General features: G+C 34.8%; 19 protein-coding genes, 1 tRNA gene, 1 rRNA gene and 2 pseudogenes. 18 read left to right on the forward strand and 5 right to left on the reverse strand.

The window, feature by feature from the left end; genetic code table 11:
- The first annotated feature begins 109 nt into the window (after positions 1 to 109).
- Positions 110 to 1342: an aspartate kinase gene (locus tag FEZ13_RS01085; protein ID WP_146551120.1), complete on the forward strand. Its 1233-nt coding sequence runs from the start codon at positions 110 to 112 to the stop codon at positions 1340 to 1342.
- Between the two features lie 356 nt (positions 1343 to 1698).
- On the opposite strand, the gene FEZ13_RS01090 is transcribed toward FEZ13_RS01085, so the two are convergent.
- Positions 1699 to 2118, reverse strand: coding sequence for a DUF2507 domain-containing protein (locus tag FEZ13_RS01090; RefSeq protein WP_146548080.1), 420 nt, complete (start codon positions 2116 to 2118; stop codon positions 1699 to 1701).
- 269 nt (positions 2119 to 2387) lie between these two features.
- On the opposite strand from FEZ13_RS01090, the gene FEZ13_RS01095 reads away from it, so the two are divergent.
- The 10 genes from FEZ13_RS01095 (at position 2388) to FEZ13_RS01140 (ending at position 9594) form a co-directional block, all read left to right on the forward strand.
- Positions 2388 to 2996, forward strand: coding sequence for a succinate dehydrogenase cytochrome b558 subunit (locus tag FEZ13_RS01095; protein WP_146548081.1), 609 nt, complete (start codon positions 2388 to 2390; stop codon positions 2994 to 2996).
- Between the two features lie 61 nt (positions 2997 to 3057).
- Positions 3058 to 4809 carry a succinate dehydrogenase flavoprotein subunit gene (gene sdhA, locus FEZ13_RS01100; RefSeq protein ID WP_146551121.1) on the forward strand — a complete coding sequence of 584 codons (1752 nt, stop codon included), beginning with the start codon at positions 3058 to 3060 and terminating at the stop codon, positions 4807 to 4809.
- A gap of 2 nt (positions 4810 to 4811) precedes the next feature.
- Positions 4812 to 5585 (forward strand): succinate dehydrogenase iron-sulfur subunit, encoded by a 774-nt coding sequence (gene sdhB, locus FEZ13_RS01105; RefSeq protein WP_146548083.1) that lies wholly within the window; start codon positions 4812 to 4814, stop codon positions 5583 to 5585.
- A 270-nt stretch (positions 5586 to 5855) separates the two neighbouring features.
- Positions 5856 to 6308 (forward strand): acyl-CoA thioesterase, encoded by a 453-nt coding sequence (locus FEZ13_RS01110; protein ID WP_146548084.1) that lies wholly within the window; start codon positions 5856 to 5858, stop codon positions 6306 to 6308.
- 94 nt (positions 6309 to 6402) lie between these two features.
- The gene (locus tag FEZ13_RS01115) at positions 6403 to 6621 is read left to right on the forward strand and encodes a helix-turn-helix domain-containing protein (RefSeq protein WP_119415556.1); all 219 of its coding nucleotides are present in this window, start codon (positions 6403 to 6405) and stop codon (positions 6619 to 6621) included.
- Between the two features lie 75 nt (positions 6622 to 6696).
- On the forward strand, positions 6697 to 7167 hold the full coding sequence (locus FEZ13_RS01120) for a MarR family winged helix-turn-helix transcriptional regulator (protein ID WP_146548085.1): 471 nt from the start codon (positions 6697 to 6699) through the stop codon (positions 7165 to 7167).
- A 1-nt stretch (position 7168) separates the two neighbouring features.
- A complete protein-coding gene (racE, locus tag FEZ13_RS01125; RefSeq protein WP_146551122.1) occupies positions 7169 to 7963 on the forward strand; it encodes a glutamate racemase in 795 nt (264 codons plus the stop codon).
- 376 nt (positions 7964 to 8339) lie between these two features.
- Positions 8340 to 8933, forward strand: coding sequence for an XTP/dITP diphosphatase (locus tag FEZ13_RS01130; RefSeq protein ID WP_146551123.1), 594 nt, complete (start codon positions 8340 to 8342; stop codon positions 8931 to 8933).
- Between the two features lie 12 nt (positions 8934 to 8945).
- Positions 8946 to 9449, forward strand: coding sequence for a metallophosphoesterase (locus FEZ13_RS01135; RefSeq protein WP_146551124.1), 504 nt, complete (start codon positions 8946 to 8948; stop codon positions 9447 to 9449).
- Between the two features lie 71 nt (positions 9450 to 9520).
- Positions 9521 to 9594 (forward strand) — tRNA-Arg (locus FEZ13_RS01140).
- A 168-nt stretch (positions 9595 to 9762) separates the two neighbouring features.
- Here FEZ13_RS01140 and FEZ13_RS01145 read toward each other — a convergent pair.
- A complete protein-coding gene (locus FEZ13_RS01145) occupies positions 9763 to 10878 on the reverse strand; it encodes a site-specific integrase (protein ID WP_146551125.1) in 1116 nt (371 codons plus the stop codon).
- A 314-nt stretch (positions 10879 to 11192) separates the two neighbouring features.
- Between FEZ13_RS01145 and FEZ13_RS01150 the strand changes: the two genes are divergently transcribed.
- Both FEZ13_RS01150 and FEZ13_RS01155 read left to right on the forward strand, forming a co-directional pair.
- On the forward strand, positions 11193 to 11477 hold the full coding sequence (locus FEZ13_RS01150; protein WP_146551126.1) for a hypothetical protein: 285 nt from the start codon (positions 11193 to 11195) through the stop codon (positions 11475 to 11477).
- 120 nt (positions 11478 to 11597) lie between these two features.
- On the forward strand, positions 11598 to 11882 hold the full coding sequence (locus tag FEZ13_RS01155) for a hypothetical protein (RefSeq protein ID WP_146551127.1): 285 nt from the start codon (positions 11598 to 11600) through the stop codon (positions 11880 to 11882).
- Here the strand turns inward: FEZ13_RS01155 and FEZ13_RS01160 are convergent.
- A pseudogene (locus tag FEZ13_RS01160) lies at positions 11877 to 12257 on the reverse strand (IS110 family transposase); the annotation flags it as partial. The gene FEZ13_RS01155 and the pseudogene FEZ13_RS01160 overlap by 6 nt on opposite strands.
- A gap of 442 nt (positions 12258 to 12699) precedes the next feature.
- On the opposite strand from FEZ13_RS01160, the gene FEZ13_RS01165 reads away from it, so the two are divergent.
- The 4 genes and pseudogenes from FEZ13_RS01165 (at position 12700) to FEZ13_RS01185 (ending at position 16608) form a co-directional block, all read left to right on the forward strand.
- A complete protein-coding gene (locus FEZ13_RS01165; protein ID WP_370467671.1) occupies positions 12700 to 13017 on the forward strand; it encodes an SRPBCC domain-containing protein in 318 nt (105 codons plus the stop codon).
- Positions 13018 to 13156: 139 nt separating this feature from the next.
- A pseudogene (locus FEZ13_RS19905) lies at positions 13157 to 13354 on the forward strand (DinB family protein); the annotation flags it as partial.
- Positions 13355 to 14680: 1326 nt separating this feature from the next.
- Positions 14681 to 15661, forward strand: coding sequence for a guanitoxin biosynthesis L-enduracididine beta-hydroxylase GntD (gntD, locus tag FEZ13_RS01180; RefSeq protein WP_146551129.1), 981 nt, complete (start codon positions 14681 to 14683; stop codon positions 15659 to 15661).
- 53 nt (positions 15662 to 15714) lie between these two features.
- Complete coding sequence (locus FEZ13_RS01185) at positions 15715 to 16608, forward strand: DMT family transporter (protein ID WP_146551130.1); 894 nt, start codon at positions 15715 to 15717, stop codon at positions 16606 to 16608.
- Positions 16609 to 17194: 586 nt separating this feature from the next.
- Here FEZ13_RS01185 and rrf read toward each other — a convergent pair.
- Together rrf and FEZ13_RS01195 are read right to left on the reverse strand one after the other, a co-directional pair.
- A 5S ribosomal RNA gene (gene rrf, locus FEZ13_RS01190) occupies positions 17195 to 17303 on the reverse strand.
- A 799-nt stretch (positions 17304 to 18102) separates the two neighbouring features.
- Complete coding sequence (locus FEZ13_RS01195) at positions 18103 to 19419, reverse strand: IS1380 family transposase (protein ID WP_146551131.1); 1317 nt, start codon at positions 19417 to 19419, stop codon at positions 18103 to 18105.
- Positions 19420 to 19627: 208 nt separating this feature from the next.
- On the opposite strand from FEZ13_RS01195, the gene FEZ13_RS01200 reads away from it, so the two are divergent.
- On the forward strand, positions 19628 to 20209 hold the full coding sequence (locus FEZ13_RS01200) for a hypothetical protein (RefSeq protein ID WP_146551132.1): 582 nt from the start codon (positions 19628 to 19630) through the stop codon (positions 20207 to 20209).
- Positions 20210 to 20315: the final 106 nt, after the last annotated feature.

Below are 20315 nucleotides of genomic sequence, written 5' to 3' on the forward strand. Positions count from 1 at the left end.
GAACGTGCATGCTAAGAGCAGCTCTTCACACATGTGAAAGGGCTGCTCTTTTTTCATTAGAAATCATTGTGAAAGTCGCCCACATACAACTATGTAGGGGAGCGTTTTGATGAGTATTTTAGTGGTAAAATTTGGCGGGACTTCCGTCGCAACAACAGAAAGAATTATGCATGTTGCCAAACGCATTCAGCGTGAGAAACAAAACGGGCATGACATTGTCGTAGTTGTATCTGCAATGGGGAAAACGACAGATCAACTTGTAGATATGGCTCATGAAATTTCTGAATCACCTTCAAAAAGAGAAATGGATGTACTATTGACAACTGGAGAACAAGTAACGATATCATTGTTATCCATTGCTTTGCATAAATTAGGAATTGAGGCGCAGTCATTTACTGGTTGGCAAGCCGGTATTATGACAGAGCATGTGCCAAGCAATGCAAGAATCGAGAATATTGCACCAAAGGCTGTCAAAGATGCTTTGGAAAAGGGGAAGGTTGCTGTAGTCGCTGGTTTCCAAGGTATTGATGATGAAGGAAATATTACAACATTAGGCCGCGGAGGTTCAGATACGACTGCTGTTGCACTTGCAGTAGCACTAAATGCTGAACGCTGTGATATTTATACAGATGTTGATGGTGTTTATACAAGTGATCCTCGATATGTTAAAGGCGCCAGAAAGTTACTGGAAATGTCCTATGATGAAATGCTCGAACTAGCGAATCTGGGAGCAGGTGTTCTACATCCTCGCTCTGTAGAGGTAGCCAAGAATCATCATATTCCTATGTCTGTTCGTTCGAGTTATGAGGATGTTGAAGGTACTATCTTGAAGGAGGAAATTACAGTGGAAAAAGGCTTGGTTGTACGTGGTGTTGCATTTGAATCGGATATTATTCGTTTAACGGTATATTATAAGGAAGCATATAATAGTTCATTAGCTAATATTTTTACAACATTAGCCAAAAATCATGTCAATGTCGATATTATTGTCCAAACGATTATTGAAGGAACGGAACCATCTGTGTCGTTCTCAGTAAAAAAAGAAAATCTTCAAGATACATTACAAGTTTTATCTGAACACAAAGATACATTGGGCTATCATCATGTGGACTATGAAGGGGAACTGTCAAAAGTTTCAATCGTCGGATCTGGTATGGTGTCAAATCCAGGTGTTGCGGCATCGATGTTCGAACGCTTATATCGTGAAGGGATTCCTGTTAAAATGGTCAGCACTTCAGAAATCAAAGTATCTGTTGTTGTACCGCAGGAAGATATGTTAAAAGCAGCAAATGCTTTACATGACGAATTTGGTTTATCCGTCAAAGAAAAAATTCCACATTAATAAATGACTTTCACCTGATGGCTACTACAATTAATGAGTAAGCGTCAATATGTTCATAAAGGACTTTTCATATGAACGAACGTATGCGTGGAGTCCTTTATTACGTAAATAAAACTCCTACCAGTATTTTGATGACTACTGAAAAAACTGTGATAAAAATCATGGTTCTATAGTTTTTCAGTATTCTCCATTTTTTCTGGTAGGAGTTTTTGATGAATGAATCTATCGTGTATGAACAAGCAGAAAGTTTTCTTTTAAAATAACTAGTAAAGTATAGAATTAACCGCTTATAAAAGATGAATTGATCCAACTAACTAACCCAAGTGAAAGAAAATTTCCCTGGGTAAAGGTTCACTCTAGCCTTCTATCCTATCCTTCAAATCCCATTTGATGTGAAATTTAACTTGTGCTTGTTTTGGTTTCGTTTCTTCGTAGCACTCTGTTAGGAAGCCACAGTATTTTTGTTGGTTCTGCGCCAAAAATCCAGCCTCAAGTTGAAAACAGCGACTATCAAATTTTAATACTTCGGGATCTCCGGTTAAAGTACAAAAAGCTTCATCAGTTGAGACCTTATCAATCGTTAAATCTCCCCAACCAGCTTCTTTAAAGAATGAGATTGCTTCTTCTAAATCATAGAGCGGAAATTGACGAGCTAGTTCTTTTCCACACCAATATAGTATATCTTTTTCATTTTTCCCCAATATAGAAGAGAGTACATGATCACGAATTAGCTCATAACCAAATTGTGTTATTTCATTTTTTTGTTGAGTAGACATGAAAATCCTTCTTTCATATTTTGTCTAAATTATGTCAGTAAAAGAATTAATACACATTAGACATGAATGATTGCTTTTTTCGAGAATAATATGAACGAGAATAGCTCATAAAAAAGTTCATGTTGCCTTGACGCTATTGTGGTATGAGAGTACAATAAACTTGTCATAATATTGTACCATTATGAAACAAGCAGTCAATAGATGTCGAGTGATAATTACATGACAAAAAATTGACATCTTGCTTTCAAGTATTAAGGGGGGTAACAGTCTTGTCGAAAGATCGAGAGTTTTATTGGCGTCGTCTGCATTCTCTTCTTGGAATTATTCCAGTAGGGTTATTCGTGACGCAACACTTGTTAATCAACTTCCAAGCAACACACGGTGCAGAAGCATTTAACACAGCAAGTGGATTTATGGGGAATTTACCATTCTTATGGTTCCTTGAATGGTTTGTCATTTACATTCCTTTAATGTTCCATGCATTTTATGGAGTGTATATTGCCTTTACAGCAGCACCAAATAATCAACGTTTTGGTACTTTCCGTAACTGGATGTTCCTACTTCAACGTATTACAGGCGTTATTCTTGTAATATTCATTGCATGGCACATTTTCCAAACTCGAATTCAAAAAGCGCTTGGTACAGAAGTTGACTATGATATGATGGCTAATATTTTATCTAACCCAGTCATGGTTGCGTTCTATGCATTAGGTATTATTTCAGCTACGTTCCACTTGGCTAACGGTATTTGGTCATTTTTAGTAAGTTGGGGAATTACACAATCTCCAAAATCTCAAAAAATTGCAACTTACATCACATTGATTTTCTTTGTAGTGTTATCTGTAATCGGCGTGGGTGCTCTACTTGCATTTATTTAAGCAGTCATGTGTAAACTTGTAAGCGCTTGATTACTATTTGAACGAGGAGTGAGAAAAAAACATGGCTAAAAGCAAATTGATAGTCGTTGGTGGCGGTTTAGCTGGCTTGATGTCTACTATGAAAGCTGCCGAAATGGGCACAGAAGTTGAATTATTCTCATTAGTTCCGGTAAAACGCTCACACTCTGTATGTGCGCAAGGCGGGATTAATGGTGCCGTAAATACAAAAGGTGAAGGGGACTCTCCTTGGATCCACTTTGATGATACAATTTATGGTGGGGATTTCTTAGCAAACCAACCACCAGTTAAAGCAATGACTCAAGCAGCACCTGGTATTATTCACTTATTTGACCGTATGGGCGTTATGTTTAACCGTACACCTGAAGGTCTGTTGGATTTCCGTCGTTTCGGTGGTACTATCCATCACCGTACAGCGTTTGCTGGTGCGACTACTGGTCAACAACTTCTTTATGCACTTGATGAACAAGTTCGTCGTTGGGAAGTTGAAGGATTAGTGACAAAATATGAAGGCTGGGAATTCCTAGGCGTAATTCTTGATGATGAAGGCGTATGTAAAGGTATTAAAGCTCAAAACCTTACAACTCATGAAATCAAAGCATTTCGTGCTGATGCCGTAATCATGGCTAGTGGTGGTCCTGGTATCATCTTTGGTAAATCAACAAACTCAATGATTAATACAGGTTCTGCAGCATCAATCGTTTATCAACAAGGTGCAAAATATGCAAATGGTGAAATGATTCAAATTCACCCAACAGCAATTCCTGGCGATGACAAATTACGTTTAATGTCAGAATCTGCTCGTGGTGAAGGTGGACGAATTTGGACATATAAAGACGGTAAACCTTGGTACTTCTTAGAAGAAAAATATCCTGCATTCGGTAACTTAGTACCACGTGATATTGCAACACGTGAAATCTTTGACGTATGTATTAACCAAAAACTAGGCATTAACGGTGAAAACGTTGTATACTTAGATCTTTCTCACAAAGATCCACATGAATTAGACGTTAAACTTGGTGGTATCATTGAAATTTATCAAAAATTCGTTGGTGATGATCCACATAAAGTACCTATGAAAATCTTCCCAGCTGTTCACTATTCTATGGGTGGTCTATGGGTTGACTTTGATCAACATACTTCAATTCCTGGTCTATTTGCTGCAGGTGAATGTGATTACTCTCAACATGGTGCAAACCGTCTTGGTGCAAACTCATTACTTTCAGCTATTTACGGTGGTAGTGTAGCAGGTCCTAACGCTGTTCATTACATCCAAGGATTAGATAAACACGTTGAAGATCTTTCATCTTCTTTATACGATAACGCTGTGAAAGAAGAACAAGCTAAATGGGATGAAGTATTGCGTTTAGATGGTAATGAAAATGCATACTTACTTCACAAAGAACTTGGTGAAGTCATGACTTCAAACGTTACAGTTGTTCGTTACAATGATAAATTAGAACAAACTCTTGTAAAATTACAAGAATTAAAAGAACGTTGGAACAATATCAATATTAACGATACATCTAAGTGGTCCAACCAAGGTGTTCAATTTACTCGTCAATTGAAGAACATGCTTGCTTTAGCAAATGTTATTACAAAAGGTGCTTTACTTCGTAACGAATCTCGTGGAGCTCATTACAAACCTGATTTCCCAGAACGTGATGATGAAAACTTCCTTAAAACAACAATTGCTGAATTTACACCTTCATTTGATCCGAAAATTACTTACGATGACGTTGATATTTCACTTATCAAGCCTCGTAAACGTGACTATACGAAAGGAGCTCACTAATTATGGGTAACGAAGCACAAAAATATGTTGAAGTTGAAGTCCAACGTCAAGATGACTCGAACTCAAACCCTTATTGGGAAAAATTTAGAGTTCCTTATCGTCCAAATATGAACGTTATTTCCGTTCTTATGGCAATTCGTGAAAACCCTGTAACAACTGATGGTAAACAAACTACACCTATTGCATGGAACATGAACTGTTTAGAAGAAGTTTGTGGGGCATGTTCAATGGTTATCAATGGTCGTCCTCGTCAATCTTGTTCCGCATTGGTAGATCAATTAGAACAACCATTGAAATTACAACCAATGAGTACTTTCCCTGTTATTCGTGACTTACAAATCGATCGTAGCCGCATGTTTGATTCATTGAAAAAAGTGAAAGCATGGGTTCCAATTGATGGTTCTTACGACTTAGGCGAAGGTCCTCGTATGCCTGAACGTAAACGTGAATGGGCTTATGAATTATCTAAATGTATGACTTGTGGTGTATGTTTAGAATCTTGTCCAAATGTCAATAGCCATTCAGACTTCATCGGACCAGCTCCACTTTCACAAGTACGTCTATTTAACTCGCATCCAACAGGTGCTATGAACAAAGATGTACGTTTAAACGCAATTATGGGTGAAGGCGGTCTTGCCAATTGTGGTAACGCACAAAACTGTGTGGCTGCTTGTCCAAAAGGTATTCCTTTGACAACTTCTATTGCGGCTTTAAACCGTGCTACAACTGTTCAAATGTTCAGAAACTTCTTTGGTTCTGATCATATGGTTGACTAGTAATAAAATAGATAACGAGAAAGCACAGAATGCTATTGATCAGCATTCTGTGCTTTTTATTTCCTCCTGTAAATTTTCAAGAGTAATTGTCTCCCAATCATACATAAAAACTTTTACACAAAAAATAAACAAAGAACACAGGCTTAAATAAGAATCACTGTGTGCCCAAAAGGCCAGTAAAAAATCGATTCGTTCAATTGAATAGATTCCATAGCCAACTTTTTGTTATAATAAATGAATAACTATTCATTTTCAACAGGGGGGATATGGATGTTAAAAAGTTATATAGAAAATATAGAAAAATGGAGAGAAGAATTTTCGTTTTATGTGCCGATCAAAGTACGCTTTTCAGATACAGATATGTATGGACATTTGAATAATACAGTGCCAATTGTTTATTTTGAACAGGCTAGAATTGATTTTTTTAATCATTTAGGATTAATGGAGGATTGGACGGATCAGGATGTGAATAACATCCCTGTAGTCGCAGACATACAATGTGACTATCTAAAACAGGTGTATTTCAACGAACCATTGAAGGTATATGCCAAGATTGCCAAAATAGGATCTTCGTCTGTCGATTTGCATTATTTAGGTGTAGATCATCTTGAACAAATATGTTTTACAGGCAGAGGAACAATCGTTCAAATAAACCAAAACAACGGAAAATCAGCATCTTGGACGGAAAAACAACTGGAGAAATTGTCTGGATCAAAAAAGTAATTTTAATCTCTAAAATTCATCGGGCAAATGCCGTCACCGCAACGCAACTCCTATCATACTGTACAGTGTGAGGGGATTGGAGGGGCGCACGTAAATGAGTCGTTTTCATCATTCAATTTTGACGAAAAGAGAACACGAAATATTCCTTTTATTAATGAAGGATTATACGACGAAAGAAATTGCTAAAGAGCTAGGTATAAGTGAAAAAACAGTTCGAAATCATATTTCCAATACTATTCAAAAATTAGGCGTATCTAGTCGCGCACAAGCAATGCTTGAGTTGATCCGATTAGGGGAGTTTACTTTAGAATAAAAAGTATACTTGCCATTTTGTAAAAAACACTTCACAATAGGGATAAGTAATCCTTTTGAGGAGTGGAAAAGCTACATGTCAAACCAGGAGCATCATAAGATTATCCATAATATGGAACAAATAGAGTTGTTAGAAAGAGAATTACGCCATATTGCAGCTCTTATTAAACAAAAAGGCAGAGAAATTTTAAGTAATTATACGATTACACCACCACAGTTTATCGCTCTACAATGGCTTCATGAGCTAGGAGACATGACAATTGGTGATCTTTCGAATAAAATGTATTTAGCGTTCAGTACGACGACGGATTTAGTTGATCGTATGGAAAGAAATGAGCTGGTACAGCGTATTCGAGATAATCAGGATCGTCGTGTCGTTCGTATCCATTTGCTTACAGAAGGAGAACGCATTATTGAAGAAGTAATTGAACAACGCCAACACTATTTGGCAGGTATCGTAAAAGATTTTCATATCGAAGAAGTTCAATCTCTTTCAATATTATTAAGCAAACTATACAAAGAAATGAACCAGGATAGAGGCGGTTAAAGTGAATGCTCCCATTGGAGTAATTGATTCAGGAGTTGGTGGGCTAACCGTTGTGAAGGAAATGCTGCGCTATTTACCAAATGAATCGATAACCTATTTAGGCGACACTGCTCGTTGCCCATATGGTCCCCGTTCTAAGGAACAGGTGATTCAATTTACTTGGCAAATAGTCGATCAGCTTGAAAAGATGAATATTAAAATGCTTGTGATTGCTTGTAACACTATAACAGCGGTAGCTTTAGATGGGTTACAGAAGCGTTGTAAATTCCCTGTAGTGGGCGTTATCAATGCGGGTGCACAAGCAGCTATTAAAGCGACAAAAACACATGATATTGCAGTTATTGCAACTCAAGGAACAGTCAAAAGCGGAGCATATGAAAATGCTCTTTATTCATTATATTCTTCTAGTAACATAACATCATTAGCATGTCCAAGATTAGTGCCACTTGTTGAAAGTGGTGAATATGAAGGCAAATTTGCCCAAAACTTGGTAGCGGAAACACTAGCACCATTAAAAAATACAAAGTTTGATACGATGATTTTAGGATGCACACATTATCCAATTATTCAAGGACTTATTGAAGAAGTAGTGGGCGATCAAGTGCATGTTGTTTCTTCTGCAGAGGAAACAGCGAAACAGGTAAAGGAGATTTTACGATTTCAGCACATTGCTAGAACAGATAAAAAACCTCCTGAGTATCTTTTTTATACGACAGGATCAGTTCCTATTTTTAGATCAATCGCAAGTAATTGGTTACCCTTAAAAGAAATCAATGTCAAACGAATAAAACTATAGTATAAAGCTCGAAAAGTTTTCTTTTCGGGCTTTCATAATACTACCCTTTAGGACAAGTATATGAATTTTTAATTACATAACGCTTTCAATATAAAAAAGTGAATTTCACCTAGCTTTGGGAAGACATTTCACTGTAGTAAAATTGGAGACTACTGAAAAGGTTAACTCTCCTCCAAATGCATGATAAAAATCAGTTTTTTGGCTTATAAAATGAAAGAGAAGATAGATTTTGATCTATAAAAATGGTGATGCTACAGTTTTCAATGATCGTGAAATTAGGCAGAAGGGTAAAAAACTTTTGATTTTTTTAACCATACTGGCTTATATAAAGGATGTAAAATTTTAATTTTAGATGAAAACAGGAGGACTTTTTAAATTGAAACAAGTAATCATTGCAACGAAAAATAAAGGGAAAGCAAAAGATTTTGAAGCTATTTTTGCGCCGCTAGGCTATAAAGTTCTTACACTATTTGATGTAGCACCTGATATGGAAATTGAAGAAACAGGAACAACTTTTGAGGAAAATGCCATTTTGAAAGCAGAAGCTGTTGCCAAACGATTAAATACATTTGTCATTGCCGACGATAGCGGACTACAAATTGACGCTTTAAATGGCGAACCAGGGGTTTATTCTGCTCGATATGCAGGAGATCACGATGATGAAGCGAATATTAACAAAGTGTTGACAAAATTAAAGGGTGTACCTGAAGAAAAACGCACTGCACGCTTTTGTTGCTGTATAGCGATAACAGGTCCAAGCCACAAAACAGAAACTTTCTTTGGTACATGCGAGGGCAAGATTCTTACAGAAAAACGTGGGAATCATGGCTTTGGGTATGATCCTATTTTTTATGTACCATCACTTGGTCGTACAATGGCGGAATTAACAGCTGAAGAAAAAGGTGCGATTTCTCACCGTGGTCATGCCATCCACAAATTAGCTGAACAATTACCATCATGGTTTCAATAGGAGTGAATATCGATGAAAATATTGGTCATGAGTGATACACATGGTGATGCAACAGTCATTTCACATGTCATTCATCAAAATCCTGATGTAGATAAAATCTTTCATTGTGGTGATAGTGAATTAAACTTTTCTGCACCAGAACTGCAAAATGCACTGAAGGTAAGAGGAAACTGTGACCATGACGGGCAATTGCCACTTGAAATCATAGAAGAAATAGAGGGAAAACGAATTTTCATGACACACGGTCATTTATTCAACGTAAAATTTGAATTGACCACATTGTCCTTTAGAGCAAGAGAACTAGGAGCAGATGTCGTTCTTTTCGGACATTCCCATGTATTAGGTGTTGAATTAGTCGATAGGATTTTATACGTCAATCCGGGTAGTCTGCTACTTCCTAGAAGGCGTAAAGAAAAAAGCTATGCAATTGTCGAGACCGTTGAAAATGGCTGGCACATTATTTTTTACACAGAAGAAAAACAAGTGATTGAAGAAAAAACATTATTATACAAATAAAACATGTTGACATATTCTTTACCAATGTTATAATAGTAAATGTCTTACTGATATGACTCAGTAAGCATACTGTCTCAGTAGCTCAGCTGGATAGAGCAACGGCCTTCTAAGCCGTCGGTCGGGGGTTCGAATCCCTCCTGGGACATCGAAGGGTTCAGACAGTAAAAGTTTGAACCAATAAGAAGATGCTTCAAACCTTGATATAAAAAGGTTTGGGGCGTTTTTTAGTTTTTGAAGAAAGAGAAATAATCCGAATGAAACGAGTGAAAAAGACGCTTTTTATACACGTTTTACACCATTTTTACACCAGGATTTATTCATCGAGTAGTTCATCGAATATTGAGATAGTTTTTGAAGAATCCCTTTCACGGAGTTCTTTTAAAAGATGTGCGTAAGTAGAAGTGGTGATATCGATCGACGCATGACCAAGTCTCTCACTAACATATAGAACAGAAATATCTTTATAAAGTAGAACACTAGCGTGAGTATGACGTAAACCGTGTACCGTAATAACAGGTTTCATTTTTAGTTTTTTTATAGAAGCTCTTAACACATCATTTAAACGATCATTTGTAATGACTTGAATCGGTGAATCTGGTGCATAAAACACCAAGTGATTTTCATTTTGTGGATGGTTTTTAATTTTAAGTACCTGTTTTTTTAAGATGTATATTGTTGCCTTGTCTAATCCAATTGTACGTTCAGATGATTCATTTTTCAACGGACCAAATCCACCATTTTCTTTATAACGCCATTGTCGATAGATTTTAATAGTATTCTTTTTAAAGTTAATATCTTCAATGGATAATCCAACTAATTCTCCATATCGCATACCTGATGTTAATGCAACAATCAGCATTAAATATTCCAATCCATCATCAAGATGATTGTGTAAGTAAATTAGTAGTTTTTTACTTGCCTCATAATCTAAAAACTTTTCAGAGCTTTTCTTACTTGCCAATCCTGTTATGGTAACATTGCGAGTAAAATCTATTTTTATTAAACCTTCATCGATTGCCTCTCTTATACAAGTTCGAATAAAACCATTCATTTTACGATTTGTTGTTTTAGCAAATTGCTCTCCCATACAATTAAGAAAATGTTGGTATTCACGTTTGGTGATATCTTGAATTGCTTTATCCCCAAAGTATTTTAGAAGTTTATTGTGGGATGCTTTATATGAGTTAAGGGTAATATTCGATATATCTCTCTTATATGTCTTGTACCATTCCATAAAGTATTTTTCAATGGGATAGTCTTTTTGAGGATCAAGTACTCCATTTTTTAAATCAAGCTCCATCTGTATAGCTGCTTCTTGTGCCTCTTTTTTGGTTCGAAATCCTCCTTTACGAATTGGTTTTTGCTTACCGTTTATTTTGCGACTAATGGTATATTGCCAAGAGTTACCACGCTTTGTGTAGCTAGCCATACTATTTCCTCCTTTTATTGGTATAAAAATAGTATAGATTTAGAACGAATGTTTGACAATTGAGAGTTTGAAGTTGATTAAAATTGTTGATAAATGGTTTAAACATAATAATTACCCACTAATTTATAGTACTATTTTATTAGATCTATATAGTAAAATTAAGTAAATCTAATTAATTTAGGTGGTACTATATGTTATTTGAACCATTGTCTCAAGTTGAGAGAAATGAATTGTTATCACTTGTCACACCTAAACAATAAGATTATTTATTAAATAAAGTAAAGTGTGGAAGAAGAACGATTTTCGGTAACATTATGGTTGAAGAAAAAGTACAAGCAATTAGATCTGTAGATATAGATTTACAAGAGGATGAAAGAAACGTAGAGGATTGGGATATTATTGATTACGTTGATTTTGGTTCAGGGAATCGTTTAGGGAAATGTGCTTGCGGTATCACTTTACGATTTATGTTCACTGTTCAACATAAGAGGACAAATAAAACGATTACATATGGTAAAGACTATTTAAGAGCATTCTTAAATCTGCCTATAAAAGACATAGAAGCAGTAATAGCTGGATTAAAAACTATAGATTATTAGCTAGATGAAATACTGGTTAAGATTAAAGATAATGATTATGGATATGAAATATTAGATGAAATACCAGAAGAAATTGAGCTACTTAAAAATATAAATGAACATGTAGAATATCAGATTCCTTTGTTAAATCGACAAATCAAAAAAATTGAACAAGAAGTCAATAAATACTACGCTGAAGAATTAGCTAAAAATGAGAAACTTAAAGCAGAGCGAGTAGAAGTAGCCAAAAGAGTAGAGACTTATTTAAAAGCTAAAGAAATATTAAGAGAACGTTATGAACTAGAACAAAAAGAGAAACAAGCCAGGGAAGAGAGAATCCTAGAAACTACTAGACATTTACCAGAGTCTTCTAATGCGACGATTGCTGAAATTGCTTTTCCATTAGTACTTAGTGGGGTTTCCTAGTTGTTTGTAAGGCTCTAAATCCTCTTTATAATACAATTCGCAGAGGTGGTGAGCGTCAATAATATCAGTCTTTACCTTACGTAAATTAAAACTCTTAGCTCGAAATGATACGAGAGGGTTCACTATAATTAATAAGTACCCTCTTTTCTCGAAATATTGCACAATGGGTGTGTGATAATGTCCGGTTGCTTCTAATACTATAGGAGGATGTATCCCTGATATACCTTCTACTTCTCTAATAAAATCTAAAAGACTACTTAACCCTTCAAGAGTATGTGTTACTTTGAAACTCTTTTTGTAAGGTAGCTTTTTATCCAAGAATGCTTGAACCTGACTTTCTCCTTTTGCCACATCCAGAACTATGACTGGATTCATCATGTATCTCCTCCTGAAAATCTATTAGCCGGTAACCATATTCCTCCATGTAGTTTCATAGCTTCGCTTGTTATACGAGATCCAAGTCCCAACCAGCCTCAATCATGTTTCTACAAGTAGGGGGGGACTGTTTAAATGACGGGATCAAGTCCCAAGGGCCATTACGTTCTCCCCCGGCTACCGTTATCATATATCGATATAAAAAATGGTCAACCAGAAATATTTTCTTTTCTGATTGACCTTATAATACGAAGAGCCATTTAATTGAAAGGGAAGGAATTATTAGAAAGTAAATCGAAGTAAAAGTACTAACAAAGACTGTTAAGAATTATGAGGTGAAGAAATGAAGAACCAAAGAATTATTGGACAAACAAAAGATGTTGGATTTCAGGTCGGAGTTAGAAGGACTTTTTCAATTTCACAGGAGAAAGCTTAGGAGCTTATTGCTTCTAAGGAAGGATTAGATTTATGGTTGGGTGAGAGTACTAGCATCATTCTTGAACCAGGTCAGAAATATATAACGAAAACCGGGGCAGGGGAAATTCGGATTGTTAAACCGTTAGAACAGCTTCGCCTAACATGGCAAAAAGAGGAATGGGAAAAACCCTCAACAGTTCAAGTCCGTATTATATCGAAAGCAAGTAATAAAACAACGATTAGTTTTTATCAAGAAAAGCTTGCCGATAAGAATGTTCGAGAGGAAATGAAAGTATATTGGGGAGAAATTCTAGATGGAGTAACGGAAGGGCTGCAAAATTAATTCTTTAGATAAAGAAGGGTTGATGTGAAGTAGAATGCTTGCCCACTCGACTGAGTTTATAGTACGCAAAACCAAAAATCATAAGTGAGGAGAGGAATTTATGATTAAACAACTGATCGTTGGCAACGCAACGCATTAGCTGGCCTCTACGCGTATTCTGGAAGGTTTGTCCGATGAACATATGTCTTGGAAGCCGCACGATAAATCAATGACGCTCGGAGGGCTAGCCACACATCTGATCAACCTGCGAAATTGGCAAATTGCGATTTTTCAGTACCTTGAGTTCGATCTTGCGACCGTACCGCAGAGGAGAGAGACTTTGAAAAAACGCGCTGACTAAGAGCTTGATTTGCATAACGAAGTACTACATCATTACCTGCAGTAGCAACTTGCATGTCACTAAAGTATTCATCTACTAGTTGCCAACCTACTATTCGTATACGTTTTGTGCAAGTTCTCGTTTGAGGTTAAAATATTCTTGTCTTAGATCCTTTAGTAATGAATCCATCATTGGGAGAAATACCATTTTCATTTTAAACTGCCTAATTTACGACAGTCAACCTGCAATGATTTAAGTGCTAATTCCAACAAAAGATACTTATGAAGTAACTGTCTTTCGTAGGCTATCTCCTGGTAAAACTAAATAAAAGAAGAAAAAACTCATGCTTTATAAATAATGACACTAGGGAAATCAGTCAAATAGGTGCATTCTTAGGGATGAAAAGAGCGACGGGTACCTTTTTTGACGTAAATATATCATCATATAAAATAAATGATATGAGGATATATCAATCGAAAATGCTAGGAGATTTATGTGTTCTTTCAAAATACAAAGAATGGTGCATAAATAGAAGAGTGAAGATAGTCCAATTGTGTTTTCGGATATAACCTGGCTTAGCCAATCAAAGAATTTAATATCTGTAATTACTGAGAAGCAGCTTCTGATTTAACAAGTCTAATACTTGTCATTCAATAATAGTGGGAAAACATCATCATCATATCCATTTTAGAATTACATATAAAAGAATTGCATATAAAATAAAATAGCAACCGACCATCCAACATGATAGCTGCTATTTTATTTATGTAAATAACTCCCTAAAACAAAGCTAGGCTAGCAGTCTTTGGCAAGAATCTTTAATACCGTTAAAACGTATATAGGTTTATTATTTTGAATGAAACGTAGAAATTAAATCTTTCTCTTTCAATTTGCAGTTGCACAGATAACATAGTTTACGACCTCTGAAGCTTCATTGGGATGTGTATCAATGATGATATAATCAAACAAAAAAGTAAATTGCATTGACAAATACATGTAACTAGTTTTACATTTAAATAAACAATCAAACAGATATGTATAATATAGGTATTTATATAAAACTTAGTAAGTTTTATTACATATGTATATAAAAGTGCAATTAATGTATGTTGTTTTCCCTCTGTTCCATCACTTCGCTTGACTTCTGTCCTGTATTTTTATTATGCATTTCCAACATCAAAACTAAAAAATATATATTTTTTAATAAATGTATTGAATATTATTAAATGCAATAATAATCTATTTTTTTGATAAAATTAAAATTATTCATAATATTGACATATTGATGTGAGATGTCTACAATTATAACTAGTTGTTCATAAATATACAAAAGGAGTGATTGTTTTGTTAAAGACAAGACAAAAGGCAGCTATTTTAACTTTAAATCCTGATGAAGTTCAAATGATTAATGAACAGTTAGAAAATTTGGTTAAAAAATATCAAAAGGCCGATGATGAAAACTTTATAAAAAATGCTAGTATTCATGCTCATTTGTTACCTGAACGAGTTAAAAATTTTTTAAATGAGTTTAGACTCTCAGAAAATTATGGAGCTTGTATTGTGCGAGGATATCCAATAAACAATGAAGAAATTGGTAGTACTCCATCTCATTGGAATTACACTGAAAAGGATAAAAATACAGTAAAACAAGATATCTTATTCATTTTATATGGTTCTATGCTTGGAGATGTTTTTGGCTGGTCAACGGAACAAAATGGAAAATTAGTCCAAGATATTTTGCCTATAAAGGGTGATGAAAATAAACAAGTCAACTCTGCTAGTGAAGAACTTATTACATGGCACACCGAAGATTCCTTCCAAACTTATGCTCCCGATTACTTAGGTTTATTTTGCTTAAGAAACTTTGAAAAAGCTGCAACTACTTTTGCATCCGCTAATTCTATTGAGCTTGAAGAACGTTATAAGAAAATTCTTTTCGAAAAGCGATTTATCATTAAACCTGATAATGCCCATAAAATAGATCATTCTTTGCCTTTTGAAAAAACTTCAATTCTTTTTGGTAGTTTCGATTCTCCTTATCTACGTGTCGATCCTTATTTTATGGATAGAACTAGTGAAACAGAAGATGAAAAGGCTGCACTCAATCAATTAATTCATGAATTTGACGAAGTCATAGATGATGTAATCTTACAATCAGGAGATGCTTTATTCGTTGATAACTTTAGAGCCATACATGGAAGAAAGCCTTTCCGAGCTAAGTATGATGGACAGGATCGATGGCTTAAAAGGATTCGCATTACTAGAGATTTAAGAAAATCTAGATCTCATAGAATATCTGGCAATGATAGAATAATAAAAAATTAAAACAATGCAAGGCGGTGTTTTCAGCATTGCTTTTATCATCGAGGGAGATTTAAATGAATGAAAACAAGTTACCCGTTTCCCCAACAATACTATTAATAATCGGTGTTGTTGCAATTTCCTTTTCATCTATTCTGGTTAAATGGTCTGAAGCCCCTGCTTCTATTTTAGGTATGTATCGATTGTTCTTCACAATCATTATTCTTTTTCCCTTTTTACCTTGGAAGCAAATGAAGCATATTTCTAAAAAAATGACGGTAAAAGATTGGACACTATTATTCATATCAGGTACATTTTTAGGACTTCATTTTTTATTTTGGATGGATTCGTTAAAACACACTACAGTTGCAAGTTCAATGATTTTAACAACGCTTGAGCCTGTTTTCGTAATGATTGGTGCATACTTTCTCTTTAAAGAAAGAACAAGCCCTGTAGGAATACTGAGTATCGGATTAGCTATTATTGGATCAATCATTATTGCTTCTGGGGATATTGGATTTTCTTCTTCGGCTTTATATGGTGATTTACTCTCTATCCTCGGTACATTGGCCGTTGCGATTCATATGTTAGCCGGACAAAACTTATGCAGAAAAATTCCGCCCTCCATTTATAGTACATTTGTATTTCTGATTGGGGGTATTATTTTATTATTCTATAGTCTTATTAATAATGTTTCGTTGGTAAATTACTCTAAGAATGATTGGATTATATTTCTTTTACTCGCGCTCATTCCCAATATTTTTGGACATGCATTATTTAACTGGCTACTGAAATATGTAGATGCTACGACAATTTCAATGAGTGTTTTAGGTGAGCCAATTGGTGCTATTATTTTAGCCTATTTCCTATTAGGAGAAGGTATTACTATGTTACAAACTATTGGTGGTGTCCTTGCTATTGTTGGGGTAGGTATATTCTTAAAAATAAAATCAAACCATATCACTACTTAAAATTGACAAAACCACATTAATTGATAAGTCTTTCTTATCTTTTCAGGTAGGGTTTATGATCATTTATTAATGATTAGTCAAAAGCTAGGTATACGTTAAATTTTTTTGGGGCAACGATTAACTTACATCATAAATAAAAGGATAATAAAGGGGAATTTAGGGTTTGGTAGGCGGTATTTTACCGTAAATTACCGAAATTTATGCTAGAATACTTCAATTTCCTTTAAAATACTATATTTTTTTGGCATTATTATTGAAAAAAAGTATAGCTAATGGCTATACTATGATTGTAGCAGAAAGCAGCTAGGACTTTATTTACGGACCTTCAGTGGCCTTACTCCTGACGAAGCCTATAGCAAGACGCCGTATATCTATTCGGAAGATATACCATAGTGGAATTTTAATCGTCTCGAAAAAATTTCAATTTACATCGCAAGTAGGATATCGCTGAAAAGCTTACAAAAGCTATTAAAGCCATATCAGCTATATTAGAACATAGTTTTATATATCAGACCTTAAAATTCCTAAAAAAAACCCCCACTTGACCTCGGAAATCAAGTGGGGGTTTTTATGTAGATTAATCAAACGTTGGCGACTTTCTATTCTCGCACAAATGTACTATCCTAAACGTAGAGAAACTTAACTTCCGTGTTCGGAATGGCAACGGGTGTATCCTTCTCGCTAACATCACCAATAACCTCAATCATATTATGTGTAGCTTTCAACGGGAACGTCCCGCTAAATGCCCAGTCGGATTCTGGGTGGCTACATTCCACTGATTCGGTGTCAGTGGTCCGTTTACTAACAACACTATGTAAGGTGTTTAACCATCTAATCATTTAACCATGTCTAATGCGGTCTTTATTACAAAATAAGCAGCTTTGCAGAGATTCGTTAAGACAGTGGTCACTGGAACAAGAACTTTAAAGATATCATGGAACTTTTTCTTCATAGGACTTTACCCCCTTTCTTAACGCAAAGGACGATGTAGCCTAAGTTTAATTAAAGCAATATTACCTTTAGTTGTAAATTTTACCAATCTATTATTTGTTCAGTATTTTTTAAATCGTTCAAAAGTAGAACTTTTATATGCTATAAAGTACAACCGCTTCCTGAAATAGTAAAGTTTGTATTACTATAAATATATAGATTATATAGAAAAATATAATAGTTACTTTCGGAAGATTTGAGATTATTCATGAGAGAGTTTGAAGACTTAAATTACACCGATAATTTTTCCATTTTAAAAACTTTGGAAATTATCATGACATCTCCTGTTTATATAATAAACCTGAATTATTCACAGCCACATCATAAGTTGTGGATTTAGTACGGAAATCAGTTATTTTCTCCATTTTAAGTTTAAAAAGTGCTTATTTGCCTGCCAAAAATACCTTTTACCATTTTTTACATTAAAAAAGTGCTTTTTTGGGCAGACTATTCCCTTGAATTAGAATACGTTTTTTTTAGATGGAGATAGAGAAATTGAAGTAATTATTCTATCTGTAGGTTTTGAATGTTATTGAGTACCTGCCAAAAGAATTTCTGGTACACAAAACTAGAGGCCATCTTAAAATAAAGAGATCGCCCTGATTGGACTAATTTGCTTGCGACTTTAATAATTCGCGTGCGAATCGTCTCCATTTGCATATTCCTTTGTGCTTTTGGAAAAGTGAGCGTTCTCATCCAATTGGTCAAGTTATACGCAAGAAGACTTACCATCATTTTGGCTTCATTTACTTGGAAAGAGTGGCTATTCATTTGATCCAATTTGAAGCCATTCTTGGCTTCTTTAATATAGTTTTCCATCGTTCCTCTTTTTTGATAACTACGGACAATGGCTTTTGGAGAAAAAGCTTCTTTCAAATTCGTCACAAAAAAGGAATGCGTAAAGAGAAGTTCTCCTTCAGGGCGAACCGAATAAATGATTACTTTTCTGGGTTGATCCCATGATTTTGCTTGATAAATGGTTTCTTCATAATAGACTTCTGTTTTAGTAATATCTGAAGGCGAAGTGGAAGGGTGGTATTCTTCCGCAAGTTGTTGGAGAATCGCGTTTGATTTTAAGCGGATAATATAATAAACCGATTCTTTTTCACATAATTCATATAAACCAGGGACGGCAAAACCACTGTCTCCCCGTACAAATAAGGTGGTTGAAGGGAATTTTTCATTGTAATGTTCCATCAACGGTTGGATAAATGGGACAACCCCATTGGAAGTATACACATTTCCAGGACGTAATTGAGCTTTTAAAAAGTCTCCTGTCCCCCCATCAAAAGCGACGAGTGGATGGAAACCAACTGTTCCATAATGGGAATTGTAGGCCGCAGACTCTTGGTGACCATAGGTATCTGAATGAGTCGAATCTAAGTCAAAGATAAGGGCTTGGGATCCTCTGAATGAATGTATTTTATCGAGTAATTCCTGATTGGCTTGGTGACACTGTGCAATCGATTGGGCATCAAAACGTTTATAAAATCGAGATAAACTAGGTTGAGAAGCTAAATGATTGGTGCCAATTACTCGCGTAAATACTGGATCATCTATCAATTGATCCGCAGCATCATCTTGTGCATATCCGGCGATGGTTTGATAAATTTTTTGACGAAGTAAATGGATATTGGAATGAAGAAAGAACAGTCTTTCATCTTTTAAATGGAGATGTTTCGCAAGGGTCTTGGAGAAATTAATTTTTTCATCAAATTCTCTAAAGACAAATTCACCTGTATCCGAAGAAAGAGCGCCTCCATCATTGGATAGTTTGATTTGATGATTGAAATTTAGTGTCATTTGAGGTAAAGTAGCCATTATGAGAATCCTTTCTTTTGGTTATTTCATCGTTGTTTTAACCTTAACAGAAACGGATTCTTTTTTCATTTATTTCATGCATAAATGATAAGTTCCTAAAGTTGATTTATCAGCTTTAGGAACTTATTTATAAAATTCTATGAATAATTCAGGTTTAAGTATATTAATTTATTCTGATTATTCTAGTTCCAAGAAAAACTATAATAGTTTGCCAGATTGGGCTTTTTACAGATTACTCATACCGTGGTTGCAAGCTCTTTTAATCCTTGTAGTCATTTTTATATTGATGATATGGCTAAGTACCACAAAATATAATAATTCTATAATTTTAATAGTTTGTTCTTGTTGGCTATTTTCTTTAATAACTGTTGTTTATGTTTTTAGAAATATCTATTCGCTTTTAAAAAAGATTAAAGAAGTAGTTCAAGAACAAAGTTTATTTAATAAAGGAATTTTATCTCTATCATTCTTAACTCTTCTTTTTACCTTTGTCGCTCCAGACATAGCTTTTGCTTTTGGGTATAATTTATTTTTATCTGTATTTAAAGGTGTCAAACTAGGGTTTTTAGATAGTTATTATTTAAGTCTAATTATTTCAAATACTTTACCTATAGGAACAACTTTTACTAATTATATTTCTGATATAGGAGATAATCCTTATATTTACACTTTTCAAATTTTTCATGTCTTTACGAATAAAATTATTAATTGGGTTATTATAGGTATGATTTTTAATTATCTATTTTTGGCGTTTGATGGAAAACAACAGCGAAATCATACACGAAAATAGTAATGAATATGCAAGCTATTTCATGTGTAGAGGATTATTACTTTGATTACTTTATTTTGGCTTTTTTTAAGGACTAATACTCATAATAATAATCTTTTGACCAATG

The sequence above is a fragment of the Rummeliibacillus sp. SL167 genome (genome assembly GCF_007896505.1).
GTDB classification, from domain to species: domain Bacteria; phylum Bacillota; class Bacilli; order Bacillales_A; family Planococcaceae; genus Rummeliibacillus; species Rummeliibacillus suwonensis.